Source organism: Actinoplanes sp. NPDC023714, assembly GCF_040639855.1.
Taxonomy (GTDB): domain Bacteria; phylum Actinomycetota; class Actinomycetes; order Mycobacteriales; family Micromonosporaceae; genus Actinoplanes.
On record NZ_JBFAAR010000012.1, the window covers coordinates 138,525 to 161,088 of the forward strand.

Below are 22,564 nucleotides of genomic sequence, written 5' to 3' on the forward strand. Positions count from 1 at the left end.
CGGGCGGCGACGGCATGGCGGCGACGAGTCCGGCGGGCCCATTCGGTGGCGCCGAGGGCGGCGTAGACGGCCACGATCACGGCGGCCACCGGGCCGGCCAGCACCAGGACCGGCGCGCCGGTCAGGGCCGCCGCGCCGGCGACGACCCGGCCGGTGGGTCCGGTCAGGAAGCGGGCGGCGGTCCCCCGTACCCGAGAGAGATCCAGCGCGATCGCCCGGCGCCGCCCCGGAAGCCTCGCCCTCGCCGCACGCCGCGGCCCCATGATCACGAAGACCGCGGCGAGCAGCAGGAGCGCCGGCAGGATCCCGCTCACGGCGAGCATCCGCGCAGCGCGGGCGGGACCGGGACGCCGCGGTCGTGCAGCATCCGGGCCAGGGTCGCGGCGCCCGGACCCGGCGTTCCCGACCAGGCCGGCAGCACCGTGGCGAGGTGCGAGCCGGCCGACGGGACCAGGACGCTGATCGAGTCGAGGGCACGGCCGTGTGCGGTCCGCCGGACCTGGACGATCACCTGCAGCGCCGCGAGAACCTGCGCGTGCAGCGCGGCCCGGGGCAGGCCGCCCAGCATGCCGAGCGCCTCGAGCCGGGCCGGCACGTCGCCGGGGGCGTTCGCGTGGAGCGTGCCGGCGCCGCCGTCGTGGCCGGTGTTCAGGGCCGCCAGGAGGTCCACGATCTCGGCGCCGCGGCACTCCCCCACGACCAGCCGGTCCGGGCGCATCCGCAACGCCTGGCGGACCAGGTCGGTGAGGCCGACCGCGCCGGCGCCCTCGACGTTCGCGGTGCGCGCCTGCAGCGCCACCACGTGCGGGTGCACCGGGCGCAGCTCGGCCGCGTCCTCCACCAGCACGATCCGCTCGGCCGGCGGCACCAGGCCGAGCATCGTCGCCAGCAGGGTGGTCTTGCCGCTGCCGGTGCCGCCGGTGACCAGGTAGGCGAGCCGCGCCTCGACCACCGCCGTGAGCACCGCCGCGGCGGCCGGCGTGACCAGGTCGTCGAGCGTGAACGGGCGCTGCCGGAAGGTGCGCAGCGAGAGGTACGGCCCGTCCACCGCGACCGGCGGCAGGACGGCGTGCAGCCGGGTGCCGTCGGGCAGGCGCGCGTCGGCGTAGGGCTGCCCGTCGTCGAGCCGGCGCCCGCAGGCGGCGACGAGGCGCTGGGCGAGGCGGCGCACCTCGTCCGGCCCGTCCAGCCGGATCGCGGCCCGTTCCAGCCCGGCGCCCCGGTCGACCCAGACCCGGCCGCCGTTGACCAGGACGTCGGTGACCGCCGGGTCGGCGAGCAACGGCGCGAGCGGGCCGGCGCCGAGCAGCTCGTCGCGGACCTGCCCGGCGAGGCGCAGCACGGCCCGGCCGCCGAGGACCACGTTGTCCCGGCGGACGGCGTCGGCGACCGCGGCCGGGGTGGCCTCGACGCCGTCGTGGGCGAACTGACGGCGTACGCGGCTGCTCAGCATGCTCATGACCGGGCCGCCATGAGCTCGTCGACGAGCCGGCGGCAGAGCTCGGCGAGCGGCCCCCGGCCGTCCGCGCCGGGCGCGGTCCCGCTCTCCACCGCCTGGCACATGGCGGGCTCCGGGCGCAGCGTGCCGGCCAGCGGCAGCCCCAGGGCGTCGGAGACCTCGCGGGCCCGCAGCCGGCCGGGCGCCGGGCCGCGCACCACCACCGCGACGTCCTCGCAGTGCATCCGGACCGTGGCGGCGGTCCGCGCGGCCGACGCGGCGGCCCGCAGCTCGGCCGGGACCACCAGCAGCGTCCGGTCGGCGGCCTGGAGGGCCAGCACCGCGGCGTCGTCGAGCTGCCGGGGCAGGTCGGCCACGATGACGTCCCGGCCGCGGCGGGCCGCGTCGAGCGTCGCCGCCATGGCCGCGGCCGGCACGCCCGGCAGCTCCTCCCGGTCGAACGAGAGCAGCACCAGGTCGCCGCGCCGGGGCAGCGCCCGCAGCAGGGCGGCCGGGTCGACCCGGCCGTCCGCGTCGCTGAGCCCCGGCCAGCGCAGGCCGGTCACGTCCTCCCAGCCGAGCAGCAGGTCGAGGCCGGCGCCGAGCGGGTCGGCGTCGACGAGCAGGGTGCGGTACCCGGACCGCACGGCAGTGGTCGCCAGCCCGGCCGCGAGGATGCTCGCGCCGGCGCCGCCCCGGCCGCCGATCACGGCGACGGTCCGGGACACCGGCTCCGGCTCGGGCGGCGTGGCGAGCTGCTCGGCCACCCAGGTCTCGGCCGAGGGCAGCACCGCGACGTGCTCGGCGCCGAGCGGCTCGGCGAGCTGCCAGGTGGACGCGTCGACGGCCGAGTGCCGGCCGGCCACGATCACCCGGCGCCGGCGCGGCAACCGGGCCCGTACGCAGGCGGGCACCTGATCGGAGCCGATCACCACGAGCGGGGCGCCGGGATATCGCGCCCGGGCGGCGGCCGGGTCGGGCGCCACGTCGACCTCGACGCCACCGGCGGCGGCGAGCCGGAGCAGGTCGTCGAGCAGCTCCTGGTCGGCGGTCACGACGAGAGGACGGCGTGCGGCGGGCATCGGGCCTCCAGCGGTCTCGGGGCCGCCCACCGTCGCGGGTCACGCCGGGGCCGGGCAACCGGCCGGGGGCGAGCCTGTGGACGACTTCCGACCCTGTGGACGACGCCACTGCGAGGTATCGATCAGGTACGTGCCGACGCCCGGAGTATGAACCTGGGCGGGTTGGGTATCTTGATGCCGACACGGACCGATGGAGCTGGCATGGACAACTCGATCCGGACCACGCTCGCCGACGACGGGACAGTCACCGTCACCGTGCTGGGGGAGATCGACTTCTCCAGCGCCGACGACGTGGCCCAGGGCATCCGGGACGCCCTCGTCGACTGGGCTCCCGCGGCGCTGCGCGTGGATCTGCGGGACGCGTCCTTCATCGACTCGACCGGCCTCGGCGCCCTCATCGAGGGTTACCGCGAGGCGACCGAGCGCGGCATCGCCTTCTCCGTGGTCAACCCGACCGAGACGTTCCGGCGCGTACTCGTGGTGACCGGCCTCGCCGACTTCTTCGGCCTGATCGAGGCGCCGGCCGACGAGCAGCAGCAGCGGCACGCCACCGGGGCGTAGAGACAGGGAACGACCCCCGTCGGGGGAGACGGGGGCCGTCCTTGGATTCGGCTCCGGGGGGGGTCGAGCCGAATCGACTCGGTGATCGCGGGGGGCGCAATCACCGAGGGCCAGCTTCACTGGACGCGGTCGTAACAACACGCATCACAGTCGCGAACACAAGTCTGCCTCAGACTCTGCCGTTCCGTCGAGTACCGAATGTAACCCGATGCCACGCTCCCTGCCCGTCTGACCGTTTTCACGGGGAGTCACGGCCGGGCGCGTCGGCCGGACGGTTCGGCGGGGCCGGGCGCGGTGCGGCTACACTTTCGGCCCGTGGGCCCGAGCGCCGCGTTTTTCGACCTCGACAAGACCGTCATCGCCAAGTCCAGCGCCCTGGCCTTCGGACGGCCGTTCTACCGTGACGGCCTGATCAGCCGCCGTGACGTGGTCAAGTCCGGTTATGCGCAGCTGATGTTCCGCCTCGGCGGCGGCACCGACGAGCAGGCCATGGCACGCACCCGCGACTACATGGCGGCCCTCAGCAAGGGCTGGCGGGTCGAGCAGGTTCAACAGATCGTCGCGGAAACCCTCAACGACCTGATCAACCCCTATGTGTACGCCGAAGCCGCCGCTCTCATCGCCGAACACCAGGCGGCCGGCCGTGACGTGGTGCTGGTCTCGGCGTCGGGTGACGAGATGGTGCGTCCGATCGGCGCGCTGCTCGGCATCACCGACATCATCGCGACCCGGATGGCGATCGTCGACGGGAAATACAGCGGGGACGTCGACTTCTACTCGGCCGGCCCGAACAAGGTGGTCGGCATCCGGAAGCTCGCCGAGGCCCGCGGGTACGACCTGGAGGAGTGCTTCGCGTACTCGGACTCCAGCAGCGACCTGCCGCTCCTCGAGGCGGTGGGGCACCCGAGCGCGGTCAACCCGGACCGGACCCTGCGCCGGGTCGCGGCCGAGCGCTCCTGGCCGATCCTGGAGTTCCGCAACCCCGTTCCGCTGGGCAGACGCCTCCGCGACCGGCCCGCCGTCCCGGTGGCGGCGGCCGCGCTGGGCGTGGGCGTCGGGGTGGCGATCGGCTTCGCCATCTACGGCCGGCACCGGCGCACCCGCGCCGCTGTTGCGTGATGACCAGCGTAAATGCCAATGGTCTGAGTAATCGGGCATACCTGGCGATCATGCGCGAAGGGGCGTAGAAAGAAGTCGCGGGCCCGTGCGAACGGGCACCGTGCACGGCCACCGGGAACCCACGCGCGATCAGCCACGGCAGGCACGTTGCGGCGGGACCTCCGCCTCCGCGAGGGGGTGCCAGGACCGTCGACAACGACCCAGGTGCACGCTTGATAACCCGGTCCGGACGCGCACAGCCGGCGCCCCTCAAGGGACGCCGGCTCTATCCTTTTCCGGCCTGCTGATGGCGGCTGCGGATCTCCTGGTAGACCGCCCGGAAGAGCTTGGGCCGCGCGTGGAAGTCCACGCCCTGCGCCCACAGCTCGGTGTTCACGGTGGCGCCGTCGTGCCGCTCCAGCAGCACGGTCATGCCGCTCTCGATCCGCCACGGCCCGACCTTGTGGGTGGCGTGGTGAAGGCGTACGCCGGCGACCTCGCGCCACCGCATGGTGCGCGACCGCAGCAGCCCCTGGATCCGGACGCCCTGGGAGCTCACGTAGACGCCGTGCTCCAGGATCCGCCACGCGCCGACCACCCAGACCGCCGCGAGGACGCACGCGGTCAGCCGGACACCGATCCCCATCAGGTCGAAGTGCTCGATGGTCGTCCAGGTCAGCATGGCCAGCGCGGCCGCCTCCCAGGCGATCACGACCCACCGGCCGGAACCCGCCGGGTACGGCCGGACCCAGTCCTCTCCCACGCAGAAAAGTATGCCCCCGCTCAGACCGCCGCCAGGACGCCGTCCCCGATCACGGCGATCTCCCCGGCGCCGGCCTCGATCGCCGACGCGTAGTGCCGCAGCCAGGAGCGCACGCCGTCCGGGGTGCCGGTCGCGTAGGCGCCGGCCGAGCCGACGTACTCCGGCTCGCGCTCGAGGTGGCCGGTCTCGACGCCGACCAGGCCGCGCGGGTCGAACCCGCGGTTGATCAGGGTGAGCCGGGCCGCGGCCCGGGCCACCACGCCGGCCGGGCCGGCGAACGGACGCAGGGTGATCAGCTCGGCGTGCACGATCGCGGCGAGCAGCAGCGGCGGGGTCTCCTCGTTGCCGGCGACCAGGCCGGCCAGGGCGTCGATGCGCTCGGCGCCGGTGGTGAGCCGGCCCAGGTCGTGGTCGTGCACGACGCCGCGGGCGGCGAGCACGTGCAGCTTCGCGAGGACCTGGCGGGGCGCGCGGGGCCAGAGGTCGACGAGCCCGCCGAGCGACTCGGCGACCCGCAGGGCGCCCTGCACGACCGGATCGGTGACGGTTCCGCCGCGTACCTCGTCGAGGTCGTACCTGCTGCCCTCCAGGGCGGCGCTGGCGACGGCGGCGCGCAGGCTCGCCTCGGCCGCGACCTGACCACCGTGCCGGCGCAGGGCGCGGTGCCGCATCGCGGCGTCCACGGTGTCACGGGCTTGGGCGAAGGCGGGCGCGACGTCGGCGAGGTCGAGCAACGGGGCAAGTGGATCCACAAGCACACGGTAACCGGTAAAAGGTCGGAAACATGGGGTGCACAAATAAGCGTGGAACTGGCAAGATTCGCGCAGAAGCGAGCAGCGGACCACCAGTCGGCGCGCATACGGCACCGCCGGGCGCGCCCTGCCGCGCAACTCTTCGCCGGACACTCCGGCCGAACTAGTGTGCAACGAAGAACCCCGGTCAGGCAGAGGAGCCGCCCTCATGAGCGAGACATTGGAGAACCTGTCCTCGGAGACGAGGAAGTTCCCGCCGCCCGCCGAACTCGCGGCGAACGCGAACGTCAAGGCCGAGGCCTACGACGAGGCCGGGGCCGACCGTCTCGCCTTCTGGGCGAGCCAGGCCGAGCGCCTCACCTGGGCCAAGAAGTGGGACCAGGTGCTGGACTGGTCGAACCCGCCGTTCGCCAAGTGGTTCGTCGGCGGCGAGCTGAACATCGCCTACAACTGCGTGGACCGGCACGTCGAGGCGGGCAACGGCGACAAGGTCGCGATCCACTGGGAGGGCGAGCCCGGCGACAGCCGCGACGTCACGTACGCGGAGCTGTTGAAGCTGGTCAGCCAGACCGCCAATACGCTGACCGGCCTCGGCGTGACCGCCGGCGACCGCGTGATGATCTACCTTCCGATGATCCCGGAGGCCGCGGTCGCGATGCTGGCCTGCGCCCGGATCGGCGCGACGCACAGCGTCGTGTTCGGCGGGTTCTCGGTGGACGCCCTGGCGACCCGGATCCAGGACGCCGCCGCGAAGGTCGTGATCACCGCGGACGGCGGCTACCGGCGCGGCAAGCCGTCGGCGCTCAAGCCCACCGTGGACGAGGCCGTGGCCCGCACCGAGGGCATCGAGCACGTCCTCGTGGTCCGGCGGACCGGCCAGGAGGTCGCCTGGACCGAGAAGGACAAGTGGTGGCACGAGACGGTCGAGCAGGCCGAGCCCACGCACGAGGCACAGCCGTTCGACTCGGAGCACCCGCTCTTCATCCTCTACACGTCCGGCACGACCGGTAAGCCGAAGGGCATCCTGCACACCACCGGCGGATACCTCACGCAGACCTCGTACACGCATCATGCGGTCTTCGACCTGAAGCCGGAGACCGACGTCTACTGGTGCACCGCCGACATCGGCTGGGTGACCGGCCACTCCTACATCGTCTACGGCCCGCTCTCCAACGGCGCGACCCAGGTCATGTACGAGGGAACGCCGGACACCCCGGACCGCGGCCGGTTCTGGCAGATCGTCGACAAGTACAAGGTGTCGATCCTCTACACCGCCCCGACGCTGATCCGCACCATGATGAAGTGGGGCGACGACATCCCCGCCAAGTACGACCTGTCGTCGCTGCGGGTGCTCGGCAGCGTGGGCGAGCCGATCAACCCCGAGGCCTGGATGTGGTACCGGGAGCACGTTGGCCGGGAGCGCACCCCGATCGTCGACACCTGGTGGCAGACCGAGACCGGCGCCGTGATGATCTCGCCGCTGCCCGGCGTCACCGAGACGAAGCCCGGCTCGGCGATGACCCCGCTGCCCGGCATCAGCGCCGACGTGGTCGACGACCAGGCGCAGTCGGTGCCGAACGGCGGCGGTGGCTTCCTGGTGCTGCGCGACCCGTGGCCGTCGATGCTGCGCACGATCTGGGGCGACGACCAGCGGTTCCTCGACACGTACTGGTCGCGGTTCGGGGCCGGCGCCGGCAACGCGGAGGACGGCTGGATCTACTTCGCCGGCGACGGCGCGAAGAAGGACTCCGACGGCGCGCTCTGGCTGCTCGGCCGGGTCGACGACGTCATGCTGGTCTCCGGCCACAACATCTCCACCACCGAGGTGGAGTCGGCGCTGGTGTCGCACCCGTCGGTGGCCGAGGCCGCCGTGGTCGGCGCGACCGATCCGACCACCGGTCAGGCGATCGTCGCGTTCACCATCCCGCGCGGCAATGTGGACACCGAGGGCACGGCCGGCGAAGAGCTGATCAAGGAGCTGCGCAACCACGTGGCGAAGACGCTCGGCCCGATCGCCAAGCCGCGTCAGATCATGCTGGTGACAGAGCTGCCGAAGACCCGGTCCGGCAAGATCATGCGGCGCCTGCTCCGCGACGTCGCGGAGAACCGGTCGCTCGGCGACGTCACGACGCTGCAGGACTCGACGGTCATGGACCTGATCTCCTCCGGCATGAAGACGTCGAAGTCCGACGACTGACATTGGCCCGGTAGGGCCAGGAAAAGCCGGTGACGCGCTGGACGTCACCGGCTTTTTACATGTCACTCAATCAGCCGGAAACCCATTCGATGTCACAAGGTCACGGCCCGGTCACAACGTCATCGACCGTAGTGACTTTCATCCGGATCGATCGCAGGATCACGGGGATCAGCCCGATCACCCCTCGGGCGCTGTTCCCTCCGGAGGACCCGTACGTGACACAACAAATCACCTGGGGCCGGCGAACCGTCACCTCTGTCCTCGCTCTCGGCGTCGCCGCCGGTGTGACGACGTTGAGCAGCCCTCTCCCCGCCTCGGCGGAACCGGGCACAGGCACGATTCCCGCCGCATCGCAGGAGCCAGCCACCCCCAAGGAGTCGCCGGCCGAGACCCTCGGCTCGCACGACGCCGACCTGCTGGCCGACGCGGAAGCCCAGAAGAAGCCGCGCGTCACCGTCATCATCTCCACCGACAAGGGCAAGGCGGGTGACGTCGCGGCCAAGGTGAAGAGCCTCGGCGGCAGCATCAGCCGGCGCTTCGACCAGGTCGGGTACGTCCTGGCCAGCGTGCCGACCGCCAAGGTGCTGAGCACCGCGAAGCTGCCCGGCGTCTCGGCCGTCGACCTGGACGAGACCATCAAGCTGCCCGAGACCGACCTGCCGGCGAGCCGCAACGCCGCCAAGCAGGCCGCGCTGCCGTCCGGCCCGGGTGCGAACACGCCCGCGGACAACCCGTACATGCCCACCGGGGAGACCGGCTCGGTCGACTTCAAGAAGAAGAACCCGAAGTGGGACGGCCGTGGCGTCACCATCGGCATCATGGACTCCGGTGTGGACCTCGCGCACCCGGCGCTGCAGAAGACCACCACCGGCGAGCGCAAGATCGTCGACTGGGTGACGGCGACCGACCCGATCACCGAGGGCGACGGCACCTGGCGGCGGATGCTCGGCTCGGTCACCGGGCCGACCTTCACCTACAACGGCGCCACCTGGACCGCCCCGGCGGGCACGTACCAGGTCAACCGCTTCATCGAGTCGATCACGGCGGCCTCCGAGCCCGGCGGTGACGTGAACCGGGACGGTGACACCACCGACCAGTTCGGCGTCCTCTACGACCCGGCCACCCACGACATCCGGGTCGACACGAACCAGAACTTCGACTTCACCGACGACGCCGTGATGCGGCCGTACAAGGAGAAGTACGACGTCGGCTACTTCGGCACCGACAACCCCGCGACCGACATCGCCGAGCGGATGCCGTTCGTCGTCGAGTACCGCGAGGACGTCTCGCTCGCGCCGTACGACGACCCCTCGCTGCCGGAGACGGCCGACTTCGTCAACATCGGCATCGTCGAGGGCATGCACGGCTCGCACGTCGCGGGCATCGCGGCCGGCAACGACCTGTTCGGCAACAAGAACCTGGACGGCCAGGCGCCGGGCGCGAAGATCGTCTCCGCGCGGTCCTGCTCGTGGGGCGGCGGCTGCACCGCGGCCTCGCTGACCACCGGCATGATCGACCTGGTCGCGAACCGCGGCGTCGACGTGGTCAACGTGTCGATCGGTGGCCTCCCGGCCCTGAACGACGGCAACAACGCCCGCGCCGAGCTCTACGACGAGCTCATCGACGTCTACGGCGTGCAGATCGTGATCTCGGCCGGCAACTCCGGCCCGGGCACCAACACGATCGGCGACCCGTCGGTCGCGACCGACGTGATCAGCTCGGCGGCCAGCATCAGCAAGGAGACCTGGCTCGCCAACTACGGCTCGGTCACCCGCCGCGACCTCCAGCTGTTCAACTTCTCGTCGCGCGGCCCGCGTGAGGACGGCGGCTTCAAGCCGAACCTCGCGGCCCCCGGCTCGGCCATCTCGACGGTCCCGACCTGGGAGCCGATGGCCGGTCTCGACACGGTCGGCTACACCCTGCCGGCCGGCTACTCGATGCAGAACGGCACCTCGATGTCGGCGCCGCAGACGACCGGTGGCGTCGCGCTGCTGCTCTCCGCCGCGAAGCAGAACGACCTCGGCGTCACGCCGGCCGGCCTGCGCCGGGCGCTCTACACGACCGCGGACCCGATCCCGGGCGAGAAGGTGCACGCGCAGGGCTACGGCCAGATGGACGTCCCGGCCGCCTGGAAGCTGCTCACCAAGGAGTCGGAGACCCGGACCTACACCTCGTCGGCCCCGGTCTGCACGCCGCTCTCCGAGCAGCTGGCGACCGCGAACACCGGCAAGGGCATCTACAACCGCTGCGCCGTCGGCGACGGTGGCTACGCGGTCGGCAAGGAGAAGACCGTCACGGTCAAGCTCACCCGTACCAGCGGCCCGAACAAGACCGTGAAGCACAACCTCAGCTGGATCGGCGACCGCAAGGTGTTCTCCTCGGCCGGCTCGGTCGACCTGCCGCTGAAGAAGACCGTCAGCGTCAAGGTCAAGGTCAAGCCCGGCCAGGGCGTGAGCAGCGCGATCCTCAAGGTCGACGACCCGAAGACCCCGGTCGTGGACTTCGAGGTGCTGAACACGGTGGTGACCGGCGTCGAGACGAAGAAGCCGTCGTACACCGAGACCTTCTCCGGCTCGGTGGACCGCAACTCGACGACGTCGTACTTCGTGGTGGTGCCGGAGGGCGCGACCGCGCTCCAGGTGAACCTGGCCGGCATCGCGACCGGTTCGCAGACCCGCTGGATCGCGATCAACCCGTGGGGCGTCCCGGTCGAGTCGACCGCCAGCACCGCCTGCTACACCAACTTCTCCGACGTGAACGCCTGCAAGCCGCAGGAGCGGTCGTACGAGAACCCGATCCCGGGCATCTGGGAGCTCGAGGTCGAGTCCCGTCGTACGTCGCCGTCGCTGAACAACCCGTACCGGCTGACCGCGAAGGTCCAGGGGGTCACCGTCGACCCGGCCGCCGTGACGCTGCCCAGCGTCAAGGCCGGCGTGGCGAACCCGCTGACCTGGACGGTCACGAACAACTTCGGCCCGCTGAACCTCACGGCTCAGGGCGGCCCGCTCGGCAGCGGCTTCCAGGCGCGGCCGACGATCGCCAACCACGAGTCGCAGGAGTACGAGGTCGTGGTGCCGGCCGGCGTCCAGCGGCTGAACGTGTCGATCGGCAACACCAGCGACGCGGCCGCCGACCTGGACCTGGTCCTCTACAACGAGGCCGGGCAGGTCGTCGCCCAGCAGGCCGACGGCGACTCGGAGGAGGCCGTCTCGGTCGCCGGCCCGGCCGCCGGCACCTACACGGTCCTGGTGGACGGCTACGCGGTGCCCAGCGGCTCCACGGCGTACGACTACCTGGACGTCTACTACAGCCCGGCCCTGGGTGGCGTCGCCACGCAGAGCACGCCGTTCTCCCTGGCCAACGGGAAGAGCGCGACGGTCACCGGTTCGGTCACCGCGGCCTCGGTGCCGCCGGCCGGCCGGAAGATGTTCGGTGAGGTGTCCATCGTGACGGACGAGGGCGCGGTCGTCGGCCGCGGCTCGGTCGCCATCACGGCCGTCACCGACTAGTCAGCACGTTTCCAGAGGCCCGTCCGGGATTGGCCCGGGCGGGCCTCTTTCGCGTAAATCACATAGACACATTCAGATAAGTCAATTAGTTTGCGATCGACAGTAGCTGTGGAACGGGGCCACGCCACTGGGTTGGAACACGCCTGGGAGGGGCCTCGCGTCCCTGCGTCCAGGAGGTGGCGTGTCAACACCCATCGATCTCATACCCCTACTACTGGTCACCACCTTCGCCGCGTACGTGCTGCTCAGCGCGCGGCGGCGGCCCAGCGGCCCGGTCCGGGTCGCCCTCACCGTCGGAGCGGGCCTGTGGATGGGCCTGGTCGGCGGCGCCATGTGGATGGTCAGCCAGGCCACCGCCGCGGCGACGGTGCCGCCCAAGGCGGGAGCGCCGGTCAACCCGTGCGTCGCCGGCGCGCCGACGAAGACGTTCGACGTCTCGCTGATCAACTTGCCGATCTTTTTGAACAGGTTCGGCGACGTCGTCCCCGAGGGCCGGATGTACGTCCTCGACGCGAACATCGCGACGGTCCGGCAGAACTTCAAGTACGCCGCCGACCCGTCGAGGGCGAACGTCGACGACCTGATCGAGCCGCTCACGATCCGCGCCAACAAGGGCGACTGCGTCTCGGTCAAGTTCACCAACCGGCTGAACGAGTCCGCGCCGCAGCTCGACCGGACGGTGCGGGACTCGGCCATCTACACCCTGCCCGGTGAGATCAAGAAGGCGGCGGGCTCGTCGACGCTCGGCGCCCGCGAGTTCGCGCCGGCACTGACCGTACCCAAGAATGATTTTGATCCGGCCAAGGCGCCGAACGCCTCGATGCACTTCGACGGCCTCGACTACGACGTCAAGACCGCCGACGGCACGGTGGTGGGCAACAACCCGGACTCCACGGCGGCGCCCGGCGCCTCCCTCACCTACCTGCTGTACGCGCAGGCCGAGGGCGAGTTCCAGTTCAAGGACGGAGCGGACTTCTCGTCCGTACAGACCCAGCCCGGCGGCGCGAAGCAGTACATCGGCTCGCACAGCTTCGGCGCGTTCGGCGCGATCGTCGTCGAGCCGAGCGACGCGACGTGGGTCCACTCGCGGACCGGCGGCCCGATAGCCTCCGGCACCCGGGCGATCATCAAGCGGCCGAACCACAAGGACTTCCGCGAGAACGTGCTCTTCATGCACGACGAGGTGGAGGCCGAGCCCGGCATCCTCACCCGGTACTGCCGCGGTGGCGGGGACGGCGACGACGAGAACGTCGGCACCGAATGCCTCGAGCCGACCGCGGCCCAGCTGGCGGTCCTCACCAAGGACACGCTGCCGGGCCTGGGCGGCGGCGACGCCGACGCGATCGTCCAGTACCACGAGCAGATTCCGATCAAGCTGGAGTGGTTCGCGTTCAACTACCGGGCCGAGCCGACCTTCAACCGGGAGGAGCTCGGCTGTCCCGCGGCCACCGTGTCCGGGCAGGGCTACAAGGCCAACGAGTGCGTCGGTGAGGAGACCTCGCTGTCGTCCTGGGTCTACGGCGACCCGGGCGGCGGCGACCTGGTCTTCCCGAACTACCGGGGCGAGCCGTCCCAGGTGCGGCTCATGCACGCCGCGGAGTTCGAGACGCACACCTTCCACTGGCACGTGAACCGGTGGGCGTACGACCCGCAGGACGAGGGCGGGCTGGACGCGATCAGCAGCCCGAACCACATCACCCGCACCACGAACATCCTGGACGTGCAGTCGGTCTCCCCCGGCGCGCACTACGACCTGGTGGTGCAGGGCGGAGCCGGATCGGCGCACAAGAACAAGCAGGCGACGTTCGGCGACATCATCTTCCACTGCCACCTCTATCCGCACTTCGCGACCGGCATGTGGGGGCTGAACCGGACGTTCGACAAGCTCGAGGACGGGACGAGGAAGAACCCCGACGGTACGCCGATCCCGCGCCTGGAGCCGCTCACCGACTTCGACTACCAGCCCGCGGTCGCCGACGCGAGCGCTCCGCCGTCCCCGGACGCCACCAAGGCCGGCTTCCCGCACTTCGTGCCCGGCAGATTCGGGTTCAAGGCGCCGAAACCGCCGCTCGGCGTCTCCGATCGCAGCGCCACCGGCACGTTCCCGCCGACCGCCAAGGAGCAGGCCGCCGCCGACGCGGGCGCACAGGTGCCGGGCGGCTTCTTCCAGAACCCCTGCCCGGCCGGCCGGCCGGAGAAGGAGTTCGCGATATCGGCGATCCAGCTCAACCAGGTCTACAACCCGACGGTGAAGTGGGCGAACCCGCAGTCCCGGGTCTACGTCCTCGACTCGGAACGGGACGCGGTGCTGGCCGGGAAGAAACCGGAGCCCTTCTCCCCGCTGCTCAACGTCGGCGACTGCGTGATCTACAAGCTGACGAACCGGCTGCCCCTGGAGTACGGCGGAACCACCTTCGACCGAAGACAGATCACCAACGAGGTGGGCCTGCACCAGCACATGGTGCAGTTCGACGTGCTCTCCTCGGACGGCGCGGCGAACGGGTGGAACTACGACCAGGGCGCGGACGGGGCGGCCGGCGGCACCGGCCAGACCATCACGTACCGCAACTTCGTCCACGAGAACACGTCGACCAACTCGTTCCACGACCACTTCTACGCCAACGTCCACCAGGACGCCGGCCTGTTCGGTGGCGGGACGATCCACGACGCCGGGTGCGTCTTCAAGGATCCGAGGACGAACCAGGACGTCAAGGTCGGCACGATCGTCTCGGTGCACTGCAACGCCACGACCGACTACAACGGCACGCAGACCGACGGGTACGACTACCGCAACGTGTCGCTGTTCATCGAGGACCACGTCCCGATGTTCAAGCCGGCCGACCCGACCACCACCAACGACGACCAGTTCGTCACGAAGGACGGGGTGCCGATCTACCCGGCGAAGTTCCCGTCCAGCAACGACGACTACGGCGTCATGGGCATCAACTACCGCCTCGAACCCTTCGAGGCAAGACGGGACCGGGATCCGTCGCAGATCTTCACGGCGCAGCCCGCGGAGGCGCAGATCGACTCGCCGTGGGGGAACCTGCCCTACACGCCGACGCCGGCGGCCTTCCCCGGCGACCGGGTGAAATGGCGAATATTCCAGCTCTCCCAGGAGGAGTCGCACGGCATCAACATCGACGCCAAGTGGCGACATGAGCCGAAGGACGACGGCTCGAACATAGTCTCGGCCCAGCACATCGGCATCCTCGAATACTTCGAGATGGTGGTGAAGCCACAGAAGGAGGGCTACAAGACGTATCCGGTCGACCGGGACGAGCTCTACTACCTCGGCGGCTCCGACGACCTGTTCCTGGGCGCCTGGGGTCAGCTCCGGGTGATGCGATGTCAGTACTACGGCGCCGCCGTGGCACCGGGACCGGACGGCCCACCGCCGCCCGAGGTGACCATCTATCCGCTGCCGGACAACACCGCGAACGCGCTGAACTGCATCAACGAGAAGCCGACCACGCCGCCCACCCCGGTCAGCAAGCCGCCCGGCACGCCGTGCGCGAGCGGGGCGCCGACCAAGGCGTTCAACGTCGTGGCGATCAACCGGGATATCACCTACAACAGGGCCGGCGACCACGATCCCAACGGCCTCCAGTACGCCCTGGAGTCGGACTGGCTGAACAACACGGTCAAGAACGAGCCGCTGGTGATCCGCGCCAACCAGGGCGACTGCGTCGAGGTGACGCTGAAGAACAAGCTCGACCCGGCCAAGATGAAGCCCACCTGCTTCGAAGGGGTCGAGCCCGGCCAGCTGGGATACCGCTACAGCCACCTCAGTTACCCGGACTGCCTGGACCAGCCGCCGAGGAACGAGGTGAACGTCCCCGGCTTCCAGCCGCTCAAGGTGAGCAACCGGGTGTCGATGAAACCGCAGCTGACCGACCACTACAGCTTCTCGTCCGGGGTCAACGTGGGCGGGCTGAGCGGGTACGACCGGACGGCCGGACCCGGCGAGCAGGTCACCTACCGGTGGTACCTGAACACCGCGCCGGGCATGGCGATGCTGCGGGACATGGCCGACCCGCTGCACCACGCCGCACACGGACTCTACGGCGCGCTGATCATCGAGCCGGCGGGGTCGACGTACCTCAACCCGGCCACCGGTGCTCCGCTCGCCAGCGGGACCAGCGCGGTGATCGCCAACCCGTCGGTTCCGGACTTCCGGGAGAACATCGTGCTGATGAACAGCGACCTGGCGCTGTTCCGGAAGGACACCAACGGCAACCCGGCCGACGATCAGCCGGTGCCGGACAACCTGGACCTGGCGCAGACGCCGAGCAACGAGGCCGACGACGCCGAGGACCAGGGCGAGTTCTCCGTCAACTACACGAACGAACCCTGGTCACATCGCTTCGCGAACGATCAGAACATCACCAACATCTTCAGTACGTACGTGCACGGGGACCCGGCCACGCCGACGTTCCAGGCGTACGCCGGAGACAAGACGGTGTTCCACGTCGGGCAGGCGGTCGGTGACGCCCGGTCGACCAGCTTCGCGTTGCACGACCACCTGTGGCGGCGGGCGCCGAACGACGCCCAGTCGCAGCTGGCGGCCACCCAGGGGCAGTTCAACCCCGGTGTCTCGTACCAGATCGTCCTCGATCCGGCGGTCACCGGCGGCGCCGGTGGGCGGCGGGCCGCGGCCGGCGACTACCTCTACCGGTCCGGGACCCTGGCACGGCATCTGGTCAGCGGTCAGTGGGGCATCTTCCGGGTGCACGGCACGGCACAGAGCGGCCTGATCGCGCTGCCGGACAAGCCGGTGTCGTGATGACCATGGTGAAGGAGAAGTGGCGTCTGCCCGCCGAGATGCGGCACGGCAAGAAGTCGGCCCGCCGGGGAAAGCCGAGGCGCTCCGCGCCGAAGCCGTTCCGGCAGGGCCTCATCCTGGGCGTCTGCATCGGGATGACGGCCGCGCTGCTCATCGGCGTGGCCGGCTTCCTCGCCACCCGCCCGCGCACGGTGGAGCCGGTCGCCGCCGAGCCGGCCGCCGCGGACCGGAAGGCCGAGTCGGAACCGAAGGCCGCCATCTCGATCACCAGTGAGCACCTGGGCGACCTCCAGGTGCGGATCGAGGCGAAGGTGAGCGCGCCCGACAGCTATGACCCGATCACCAAGGGTCAGGTCGTCGCGTACACCGACATGGTGGCCATGCCGATGGCCCACAAGAACGGCCCGATCGTGATGGCCGAGATGTCCGGCCGGCAGGGTGTCTACGAGGCGCTCACGAACGTGCCGATGGCCGGCGAGTACAACGTCATCGTGGAGGTGAAGCAACCCATGGCGTCCACCGCGAACCAGCGGCTGGACGTGGGCACGGTGACGGCGAAGTGATCGGGGCGGTTCCCGGGGACTCCGGTTCCCGGGAACCGCTCGCCGCCGCGGACCGTCTCAGGGGGATGCGCAGGCTCATCGTCGCCACGGCTGCCGCCCTCCTCGCCGGTTTGCTCTCTTCCGGATGTGGGACCACGGCGGACACGCCGAACTCCCCCGGCTTCTCCCCCTCGTTCGCCCCGCCCACCACGCCCGGCGCCGAGCCGTCCGAGATCCCCCGCGAGCCCGGCGACAAGCCGCCCGTGACGGGTTGGGTGACCGGTTCGGTCACCCGCGGTGGTCAAGGTCCGTGCTACGGCTTCACCGCCGACGACGGTACGAAGTACGCCCTCTACAACGCCGACGGTCTCGACCTCCCGCAGGGCGCCCGGATGAAGGTACAGCTGGAGACCACGCTGATCCGGATCTACTGCGGGCCCGGCCACCTCATGGCGATGACCGCCGCCGAGCCGATCAAGTGAGTCTGCTCCGGCGCCCGTGACAGCGGCGCATAGGCTGACCACATGATGGACGAGTCGTTCGTACTGGCGGAGGGGCCGTGGAGCCATCGCTTCGTCGGCGCCAACGGCAGCCGTTTCCACGTCGCCGAGGTCGGCACCGGCCCGCTCGTGCTCTTCCTGCACGGCTTCCCCGAGTTCTGGTGGGCTTGGAGCGACATCATGATCCGGGTCGCCGACGCGGGCTTCCGCGCTGCCGCCATCGACCTGCGTGGTTACGGTGCCAGCGACAAACCACCCCGGGGGTACGACGGCTACACGATGGCGGCCGACGTCACCGGACTGATCCGCGCCCTCGGTGAGCGCTCGGCGACGGTGGTCGGCGCCGGCGCGGGCGGCATGGTCGGCTGGGCGGCCGCCTCCTTCCACCCGAAACTGGTGAACCGTCTCGTGGTCCTCGGCGCGGCACACCCGCTGCGGCTGCGGGCGGCCCTGTTCGCCGACCCGCGAGGCCAGCTCAACGCGTCGTCGGCCATCCTGCGCTTCCAGGTGCCCCGCTTCGAGCACGTCCTGACCCGCGACGACGCCGCCCTGGTCGGTGAGCTCATGACCAAGTGGAGCAGCCCGAAGTTCGCGACGACCGACGAATTCGGCGATTACTCGTACCGTTGCCGCCAGGCCATGCAGATCCCGCAGGCCGCCTTCTGCGCCCTGGAGGCATATCGCTGGGTCGCGCGAAGCGCGCTCAGGCTGCAGGGATACCGTTTCGTGAAGCTGATGCAACGCCCGTCGAGCGTGCCGACCCTGCAACTGCACGGCGCCCTCGACACCGCCGTGCTGCCGCGGACGGCGCAGGGTTCCGGGCGGTACGTGACAGCCCCGTACGAATGGCGCCTCATCCCGGAGACCGGCCACTTCCTGCACCGGGAGGCACCCGACGTGGTGACCGGCGAAATCCTCCGCTGGCTCAAAACGCCGAGCTGAGCCTTCTGGCTCCGCTTCGCTCCGCTGGGCGAAACGCCTTTTCACGCCGTTGAGGAGGCAGCTGCTTTCCCGCCACCGCACACCCCGCGGCGTCGGAAAACCAGGTGCCTCCTCAACGGCAGGCGTTTCGCACGGGTTACCTGACTACGCCCTTACCGAAAACTGAGCACGTGCATGGTCACATGCGGTGTTCGTAGCGGTCCCGGACCTCGTTGGCCGGGGCCCAGCCCTGGTAGACGCCGTAGTCGAACTCCTCGAGACCCAGGCGGCGGGCCACCGGGGCGCGGCCGCCGGTGTATTCCAGGCGCAGCCAGTTTTCCGCCTCGGCCAGCACGATGAACGGCTCGCCGCGCCAGGTGCAGAGGGTCCGGACGTACGCGATCTCCTCGTACTCGTCAGGCTCCAGCACCCGGACGAAGCGCCCCGGCTTGATCTCCTCGAAGCCGTCCTGCGGGGCGGTGGCGTAGATGCGCACCCTGTCCCCGTCGGGCGCCGCGTCGAACTCCCGGCCCTGCCAGGTCACCACGTAACCGTCACGCATCACTGCTCACCCACCCGGCGCCACAGCGGAGCGTCCGCGTCGAAGATCGCCAGCATCCGCTCGTTGCCGTCCGCGTCGATCCGCCACAGCTGCGCGCCGTGCGGCAGCCGGACACTGTCCACCTTGAACTCGGCGATGACGTCCCGGCCCTCGCCGGGCGCGAACCCGTTGCCGCGGAACGGCGGGCGCTCGATCACCCAGCCGTCCATGGCCCGCAGAGCCTGCTCGTTCTGCCCGCCGTACGGAATCCGGTACAGGCTCGGCCGGTAAGCCGGCCAGCGCAGCACGAACGCCTCCTTGGCGTCCGGCTGGAACGGCGAGGCCTCGTAGTAGAGGCCGAGCGCGCCGAAGAGCTCCCCCGGGGTACGCAGGTGCTCCACCTCGGACGCCCGGTGCACGAAACCGGCCACCCGGTCGTAGCCGCGGTCCAGGTAGTAGTCGACCTGCTCGGCCGAGATCGTCTTCTGCATGACGGTGGCGGACTGCGCCTCGTCGCTCGCCGGTTCCGGCGCCGGCACCGGGCTGACCGCCTCGTCGGCGACCGGGCCCTCGATCGGCTCGGCGCCGAGACCCGCCTCGGTGGCCCAGTTCGCCAGCTGGATGATCTGGGCGCCCGGGTACTTCGCGCCCACCGGCGTACCCGGGTTGACCGCGAACGACCAGGCCGGGTCGGGCCAGTTGCGGATCAGCTCGTAGAAGCGGACCCCGACCGTACGGGTCGGCTCACCGAAGTGGTCGGAGAGCCGGTCCTTGCTGGTGAAGACGATGAGGAACCGCTCGCCGTCGACGTCCTCGGGCAGGAACGCGAAACCCGACTCCCCCGGGGCGCTGCCCGGGCGGGAGTGGCTCGCGACCGGCACCAGGACGTTCGCCAGCAGCAGCGTGGAGAGGAAGACGTCGGTGTTGCCCGCGTCGGCCGCATCCTGAAGATCCCGCTCGACGTCGTTGGCCGGCACGAACTCGACGGCGTCCGGGTTGTCCTGCGGCGTCTGCCCACCGGTCGCCGAGCCGGTGATCCCGAGATTCGACGCGGCCGGGTTGCTGTTCCCGTAGGCCGCCGGCGTCACCGGGATGACCTGCGTCGTGTAGGCGTTTCCGCTGTAGGCGGGAGCCGCGTACGCCGAGGCGGGGCTGCCCTGTGGCGGCATGCCCGGAATCTGCGGAGCCGGCGGCGCCGAGTAGGGCGCCGGGGTCGGGGTGGCGTAGGCGGCCTGCCCGTAGCCGGAGGAGAGCCCCTGCCGGGCGTTCGGCGGGCCCGGGATGACCGGAGGCGCGAGAGCCGGGCTGGTGGAGGCGGCCGGAGCCTGAGCTTGGCCTTGTGGCTGAGCTTGGCCCTGAGGCTGAGCTTGGCCCTGACGCTGCTCCTGGCCTTGGGCCTGAGCTGGACCCTGAGCCTGGCCTTGGGCCTGGGGAGCCTGAGCCGGTGCCTGGACCGCCGGTGCCTGAGCGGCCGGTGGCTGGATCGAGGGCGGCGGACCCGACGGCCCGAATCGGTCGGCGCCGGCCTGCTCGGATGGCTGACGGTTCGCTTCGAGCGCCTGAGCGGCGGCCGCCATCGAGGCGGGCCGCTCCGACGGCGGGGTCACCTGACGCCGGGGAAGAGGATTGATCCCGGAGTCGGGTCCGCTCGCCATCCCCGGACCGTTGCCTGCGCCGGGGCCACTGCCGAAGCCGTTGCTGGGACTGGCGCCTTGGCCGGGGCCGTAGGGCGAACCCGGCGCGCCGGAAGCCTGTGCGGCGGCTGCCTGCGGAGAGGCCGGGCCCTGTGGGAAGGCGGGCGCCGGCGGCGCAGCTGGGAAGGCCGGCGCGGCCGAAGCAGCGGGCACGGCCGAAGCAGCGGGCACGGACGGAGCAGCGGGCGGCGCGGACGGAGCAGCGGGCACGGCGGGGGCGGCCGGCGCTGAACCGGCCGGCGCGAAGCCCGGGAAGCTGGTGAACGCGGCTGCGGCACCGCCCTGACCGGCACCCGCCGCGGTCTGCCCCGGCTGACGACGAGGCAGAGCGGAACCGGCACCCGAGCCGGCAGCCGGAGCAGCCGACATCGGAGCACCCGAAGCCGGACCGCCGAAGCCGGGAGCACCCGAAGCCGGACCGCCCAGGCCGGGCGCACCCGAAGCCGGACCGCCCAGGCCAGGAGCACCCGAAGCCAGACCGCCCAGACCGGGAGCACCGGGAGCGGGAACGGCGGAAGCCGGGGTTGCGGAGATCGGGGCGGCGGAGGCCGGGGCGCCGGGTGGGCGCTGACCGGACCAGCTCGGGGCGAACGGGGTCTCGGTGGGGTCGTAGGGCGCTACGTGTTCGGGTACCGGAGGCGTGTTGGCCATCGGCGTCCGGACGGGCAGCGGCGCCTTCGGGTCCTGAAGTGGCCCGCGCGGGTCTTCCTCGGCGTTGAACGGCATGGCCGGCTTGTCCCAGCCCGGCGTGGCGAGGCCGGCGCCCGGAGTGGGACCACCGATCGCGGGACCCGCCGTACGCGTGGGCAGCTGCGAACCGGACGGACCGGACGGTGACTGCGGCGCATGCGGGATGGCCGAGGCCGGCGAAGCGGGCGACGGGTGCTGGTAGGCCGCCGGCACGGCGGGAGTCTGATAGGCGCCGGGCACGGCCGGAACCTGGTAGGCGCCCGGAGCGGCGGGAGTCTGGTAGCCGGCGGGCGGCTGGTAACCGGCCGGGTTTCCGCCCGGAGCGGCCGTCCCGGGAGTGCGGAGCGGCAGGCCTGCGGGCGTCGAAGCCGGCGCGGCCGGAGCAGAGGGCACGGGCGGCGCGGAAGGCACGGGCGGCGCGGAAGGCACAGGCGGCGCGGAAGGCACAGGCGGCGCAGGAGGAGCGGAGGCGGGCGGAGCGGAAGCGGGAGGGGCAGGCGGAGCGGAGGCAGGCGGAGCGAACGCCGCGGCGGCCGCGCTACCCGGAGCGGCACCGCCCGGCGCGGTCGTCCCGGGCGTGCGGACCGGCAGCCCACCCGGCGCGGTGGTCCCAGGGGTGCGGACCGGCAACCCACCCGGCCCGGTCGACAACCCACCCGGCCCGGTCGACAACCCACCCGGCCCGGTCGACAACCCACCCGGCCCGGACGGCGAGCCGAACGGCGGGATAGGCGCCACAGCCGGCGCGAGCGGAGACCCAGCGCCCGAAGCACCAGCACCAGCACCAGCACCAGCCTGGCCACCAACACCGGCGGCACCGGCGGCCTGACCACCGACACCGGCAGGAATCTGAGGCCCGGAAGCACCGGCACCCGGCAACTGCGCACCAGCGCCCACCGGCGCCGGCGACGGGGTGCCGGCGTCGGCACCCCGGCTGGCCGCGAGCGCCGCCGCGCCGAGTTCCTGGATCTTCGAGGTGCTGCCCTGGGCCTCGCGGCCCGGGCCGCGCGTCGGCAGGCGCAGGTCGCCGCGGGCGAGCTGGGCCACGAACCAGGCGGGGAGGTATCCCTCGATGGGCAGGCCGGGGTTGACGGCGAGCCACCACTCGAGGTTCGGCCAGGTGTTGGCGAGCTCGGCGTAGGGCACGCGGCGCGCCGAGCCGCTGTAGTCAGCGAGGCAGGACTTCAGCGCGGCCTGGGAGGTGAAGGCGAGCACATGAGTACGCCCACCGGTGCTCCACGTCCCCCAGCCCAGTGGCGCCAGACCCGCGAGCGCGTCGGCGGAGACCGGTAACAGGAGGTCGACACCGGCGAGAATGCGGAAGTAGGACTCCTGGTCGTCGGTGCGCAACGCATCGCGCATCGCGACCTCGGCGTCCGTAGCCGGTTCCCACTCGGACACGTCCACCTCTCCCCACGCTGCGAACGGGCCAACTCAACGCGTATAACCTACAAGGTCAGGCCGCAATCACAATGGGCGGCGGCAGGCTG

At 71.3% G+C, this 22,564-nt stretch carries 14 protein-coding genes; 8 read left to right on the forward strand and 6 right to left on the reverse strand.

What is annotated here, in order from left to right; genetic code table 11:
- Positions 1-310: 310 nt before the first annotated feature.
- Both AB0G10_RS37460 and ssd read right to left on the reverse strand, forming a co-directional pair.
- Complete coding sequence (locus AB0G10_RS37460; protein WP_360933162.1) at positions 311-1,459, reverse strand: TadA family conjugal transfer-associated ATPase; 1,149 nt, start codon at positions 1,457-1,459, stop codon at positions 311-313.
- Entirely contained in the window at positions 1,456-2,520 is a 1,065-nt protein-coding gene (gene ssd / locus AB0G10_RS37465) for a septum site-determining protein Ssd (protein WP_360933164.1), read from the reverse strand. The genes AB0G10_RS37460 and ssd overlap by 4 nt, the downstream gene beginning before the upstream one ends.
- A gap of 201 nt (positions 2,521-2,721) precedes the next feature.
- Between ssd and AB0G10_RS37470 the strand changes: the two genes are divergently transcribed.
- Positions 2,722-3,081 carry an STAS domain-containing protein gene (locus AB0G10_RS37470; RefSeq protein ID WP_360933167.1) on the forward strand — a complete coding sequence of 120 codons (360 nt, stop codon included), beginning with the start codon at positions 2,722-2,724 and terminating at the stop codon, positions 3,079-3,081.
- A 315-nt stretch (positions 3,082-3,396) separates the two neighbouring features.
- Positions 3,397-4,200 carry an HAD-IB family hydrolase gene (locus AB0G10_RS37475; protein WP_360933170.1) on the forward strand — a complete coding sequence of 268 codons (804 nt, stop codon included), beginning with the start codon at positions 3,397-3,399 and terminating at the stop codon, positions 4,198-4,200.
- 265 nt (positions 4,201-4,465) lie between these two features.
- On the opposite strand, the gene AB0G10_RS37480 is transcribed toward AB0G10_RS37475, so the two are convergent.
- Complete coding sequence (locus AB0G10_RS37480; RefSeq protein ID WP_360933173.1) at positions 4,466-4,942, reverse strand: PH domain-containing protein; 477 nt, start codon at positions 4,940-4,942, stop codon at positions 4,466-4,468.
- Positions 4,943-4,962: 20 nt separating this feature from the next.
- The gene (locus AB0G10_RS37485; protein WP_360933176.1) at positions 4,963-5,700 is read right to left on the reverse strand and encodes an oxidoreductase; all 738 of its coding nucleotides are present in this window, start codon (positions 5,698-5,700) and stop codon (positions 4,963-4,965) included.
- A gap of 202 nt (positions 5,701-5,902) precedes the next feature.
- On the opposite strand from AB0G10_RS37485, the gene acs reads away from it, so the two are divergent.
- The 6 genes from acs (at position 5,903) to AB0G10_RS37515 (ending at position 18,170) form a co-directional block, all read left to right on the forward strand.
- Positions 5,903-7,891, forward strand: a complete 1,989-nt coding sequence (gene acs, locus AB0G10_RS37490) for an acetate--CoA ligase (RefSeq protein ID WP_360933179.1) — start codon at positions 5,903-5,905, stop codon at positions 7,889-7,891.
- A 215-nt stretch (positions 7,892-8,106) separates the two neighbouring features.
- Complete coding sequence (locus AB0G10_RS37495; protein WP_360933182.1) at positions 8,107-11,400, forward strand: S8 family serine peptidase; 3,294 nt, start codon at positions 8,107-8,109, stop codon at positions 11,398-11,400.
- Between the two features lie 181 nt (positions 11,401-11,581).
- Positions 11,582-16,186: a hypothetical protein gene (locus AB0G10_RS37500; protein ID WP_360933185.1), complete on the forward strand. Its 4,605-nt coding sequence runs from the start codon at positions 11,582-11,584 to the stop codon at positions 16,184-16,186.
- Positions 16,186-16,749: a FixH family protein gene (locus AB0G10_RS37505; protein WP_360933187.1), complete on the forward strand. Its 564-nt coding sequence runs from the start codon at positions 16,186-16,188 to the stop codon at positions 16,747-16,749. Before AB0G10_RS37500 ends, AB0G10_RS37505 begins: the two co-directional genes overlap by 1 nt.
- Before the next feature lie 65 nt (positions 16,750-16,814).
- Positions 16,815-17,210 (forward strand): hypothetical protein, encoded by a 396-nt coding sequence (locus AB0G10_RS37510; RefSeq protein ID WP_360933190.1) that lies wholly within the window; start codon positions 16,815-16,817, stop codon positions 17,208-17,210.
- A 45-nt stretch (positions 17,211-17,255) separates the two neighbouring features.
- Positions 17,256-18,170: an alpha/beta hydrolase gene (locus AB0G10_RS37515; protein WP_360933471.1), complete on the forward strand. Its 915-nt coding sequence runs from the start codon at positions 17,256-17,258 to the stop codon at positions 18,168-18,170.
- 178 nt (positions 18,171-18,348) lie between these two features.
- On the opposite strand, the gene AB0G10_RS37520 is transcribed toward AB0G10_RS37515, so the two are convergent.
- Together AB0G10_RS37520 and AB0G10_RS37525 are read right to left on the reverse strand one after the other, a co-directional pair.
- Positions 18,349-18,714, reverse strand: coding sequence for a hypothetical protein (locus AB0G10_RS37520; protein ID WP_360933193.1), 366 nt, complete (start codon positions 18,712-18,714; stop codon positions 18,349-18,351).
- Entirely contained in the window at positions 18,711-22,475 is a 3,765-nt protein-coding gene (locus AB0G10_RS37525; protein WP_360933194.1) for an SseB family protein, read from the reverse strand. Before AB0G10_RS37525 ends, AB0G10_RS37520 begins: the two co-directional genes overlap by 4 nt.
- Between the last annotated feature and the right edge of the window lie 89 nt (positions 22,476-22,564).

Coding starts and splice junctions, on each gene's coding strand:
- AB0G10_RS37460 (WP_360933162.1), bottom strand. CDS start 1,459: ATGAGCATGCTGAGCAGCCGCGTACGCCGTCAGTTCGCCCACGACGGC.
- AB0G10_RS37515 (WP_360933471.1), top strand. CDS start 17,256: ATGGACGAGTCGTTCGTACTGGCGGAGGGGCCGTGGAGCCATCGCTTC.
- AB0G10_RS37470 (WP_360933167.1), top strand. CDS start 2,722: ATGGACAACTCGATCCGGACCACGCTCGCCGACGACGGGACAGTCACC.
- acs (WP_360933179.1), top strand. CDS start 5,903: ATGAGCGAGACATTGGAGAACCTGTCCTCGGAGACGAGGAAGTTCCCG.
- AB0G10_RS37505 (WP_360933187.1), top strand. CDS start 16,186: ATGACCATGGTGAAGGAGAAGTGGCGTCTGCCCGCCGAGATGCGGCAC.
- ssd (WP_360933164.1), bottom strand. CDS start 2,520: ATGCCCGCCGCACGCCGTCCTCTCGTCGTGACCGCCGACCAGGAGCTG.
- AB0G10_RS37510 (WP_360933190.1), top strand. CDS start 16,815: ATGCGCAGGCTCATCGTCGCCACGGCTGCCGCCCTCCTCGCCGGTTTG.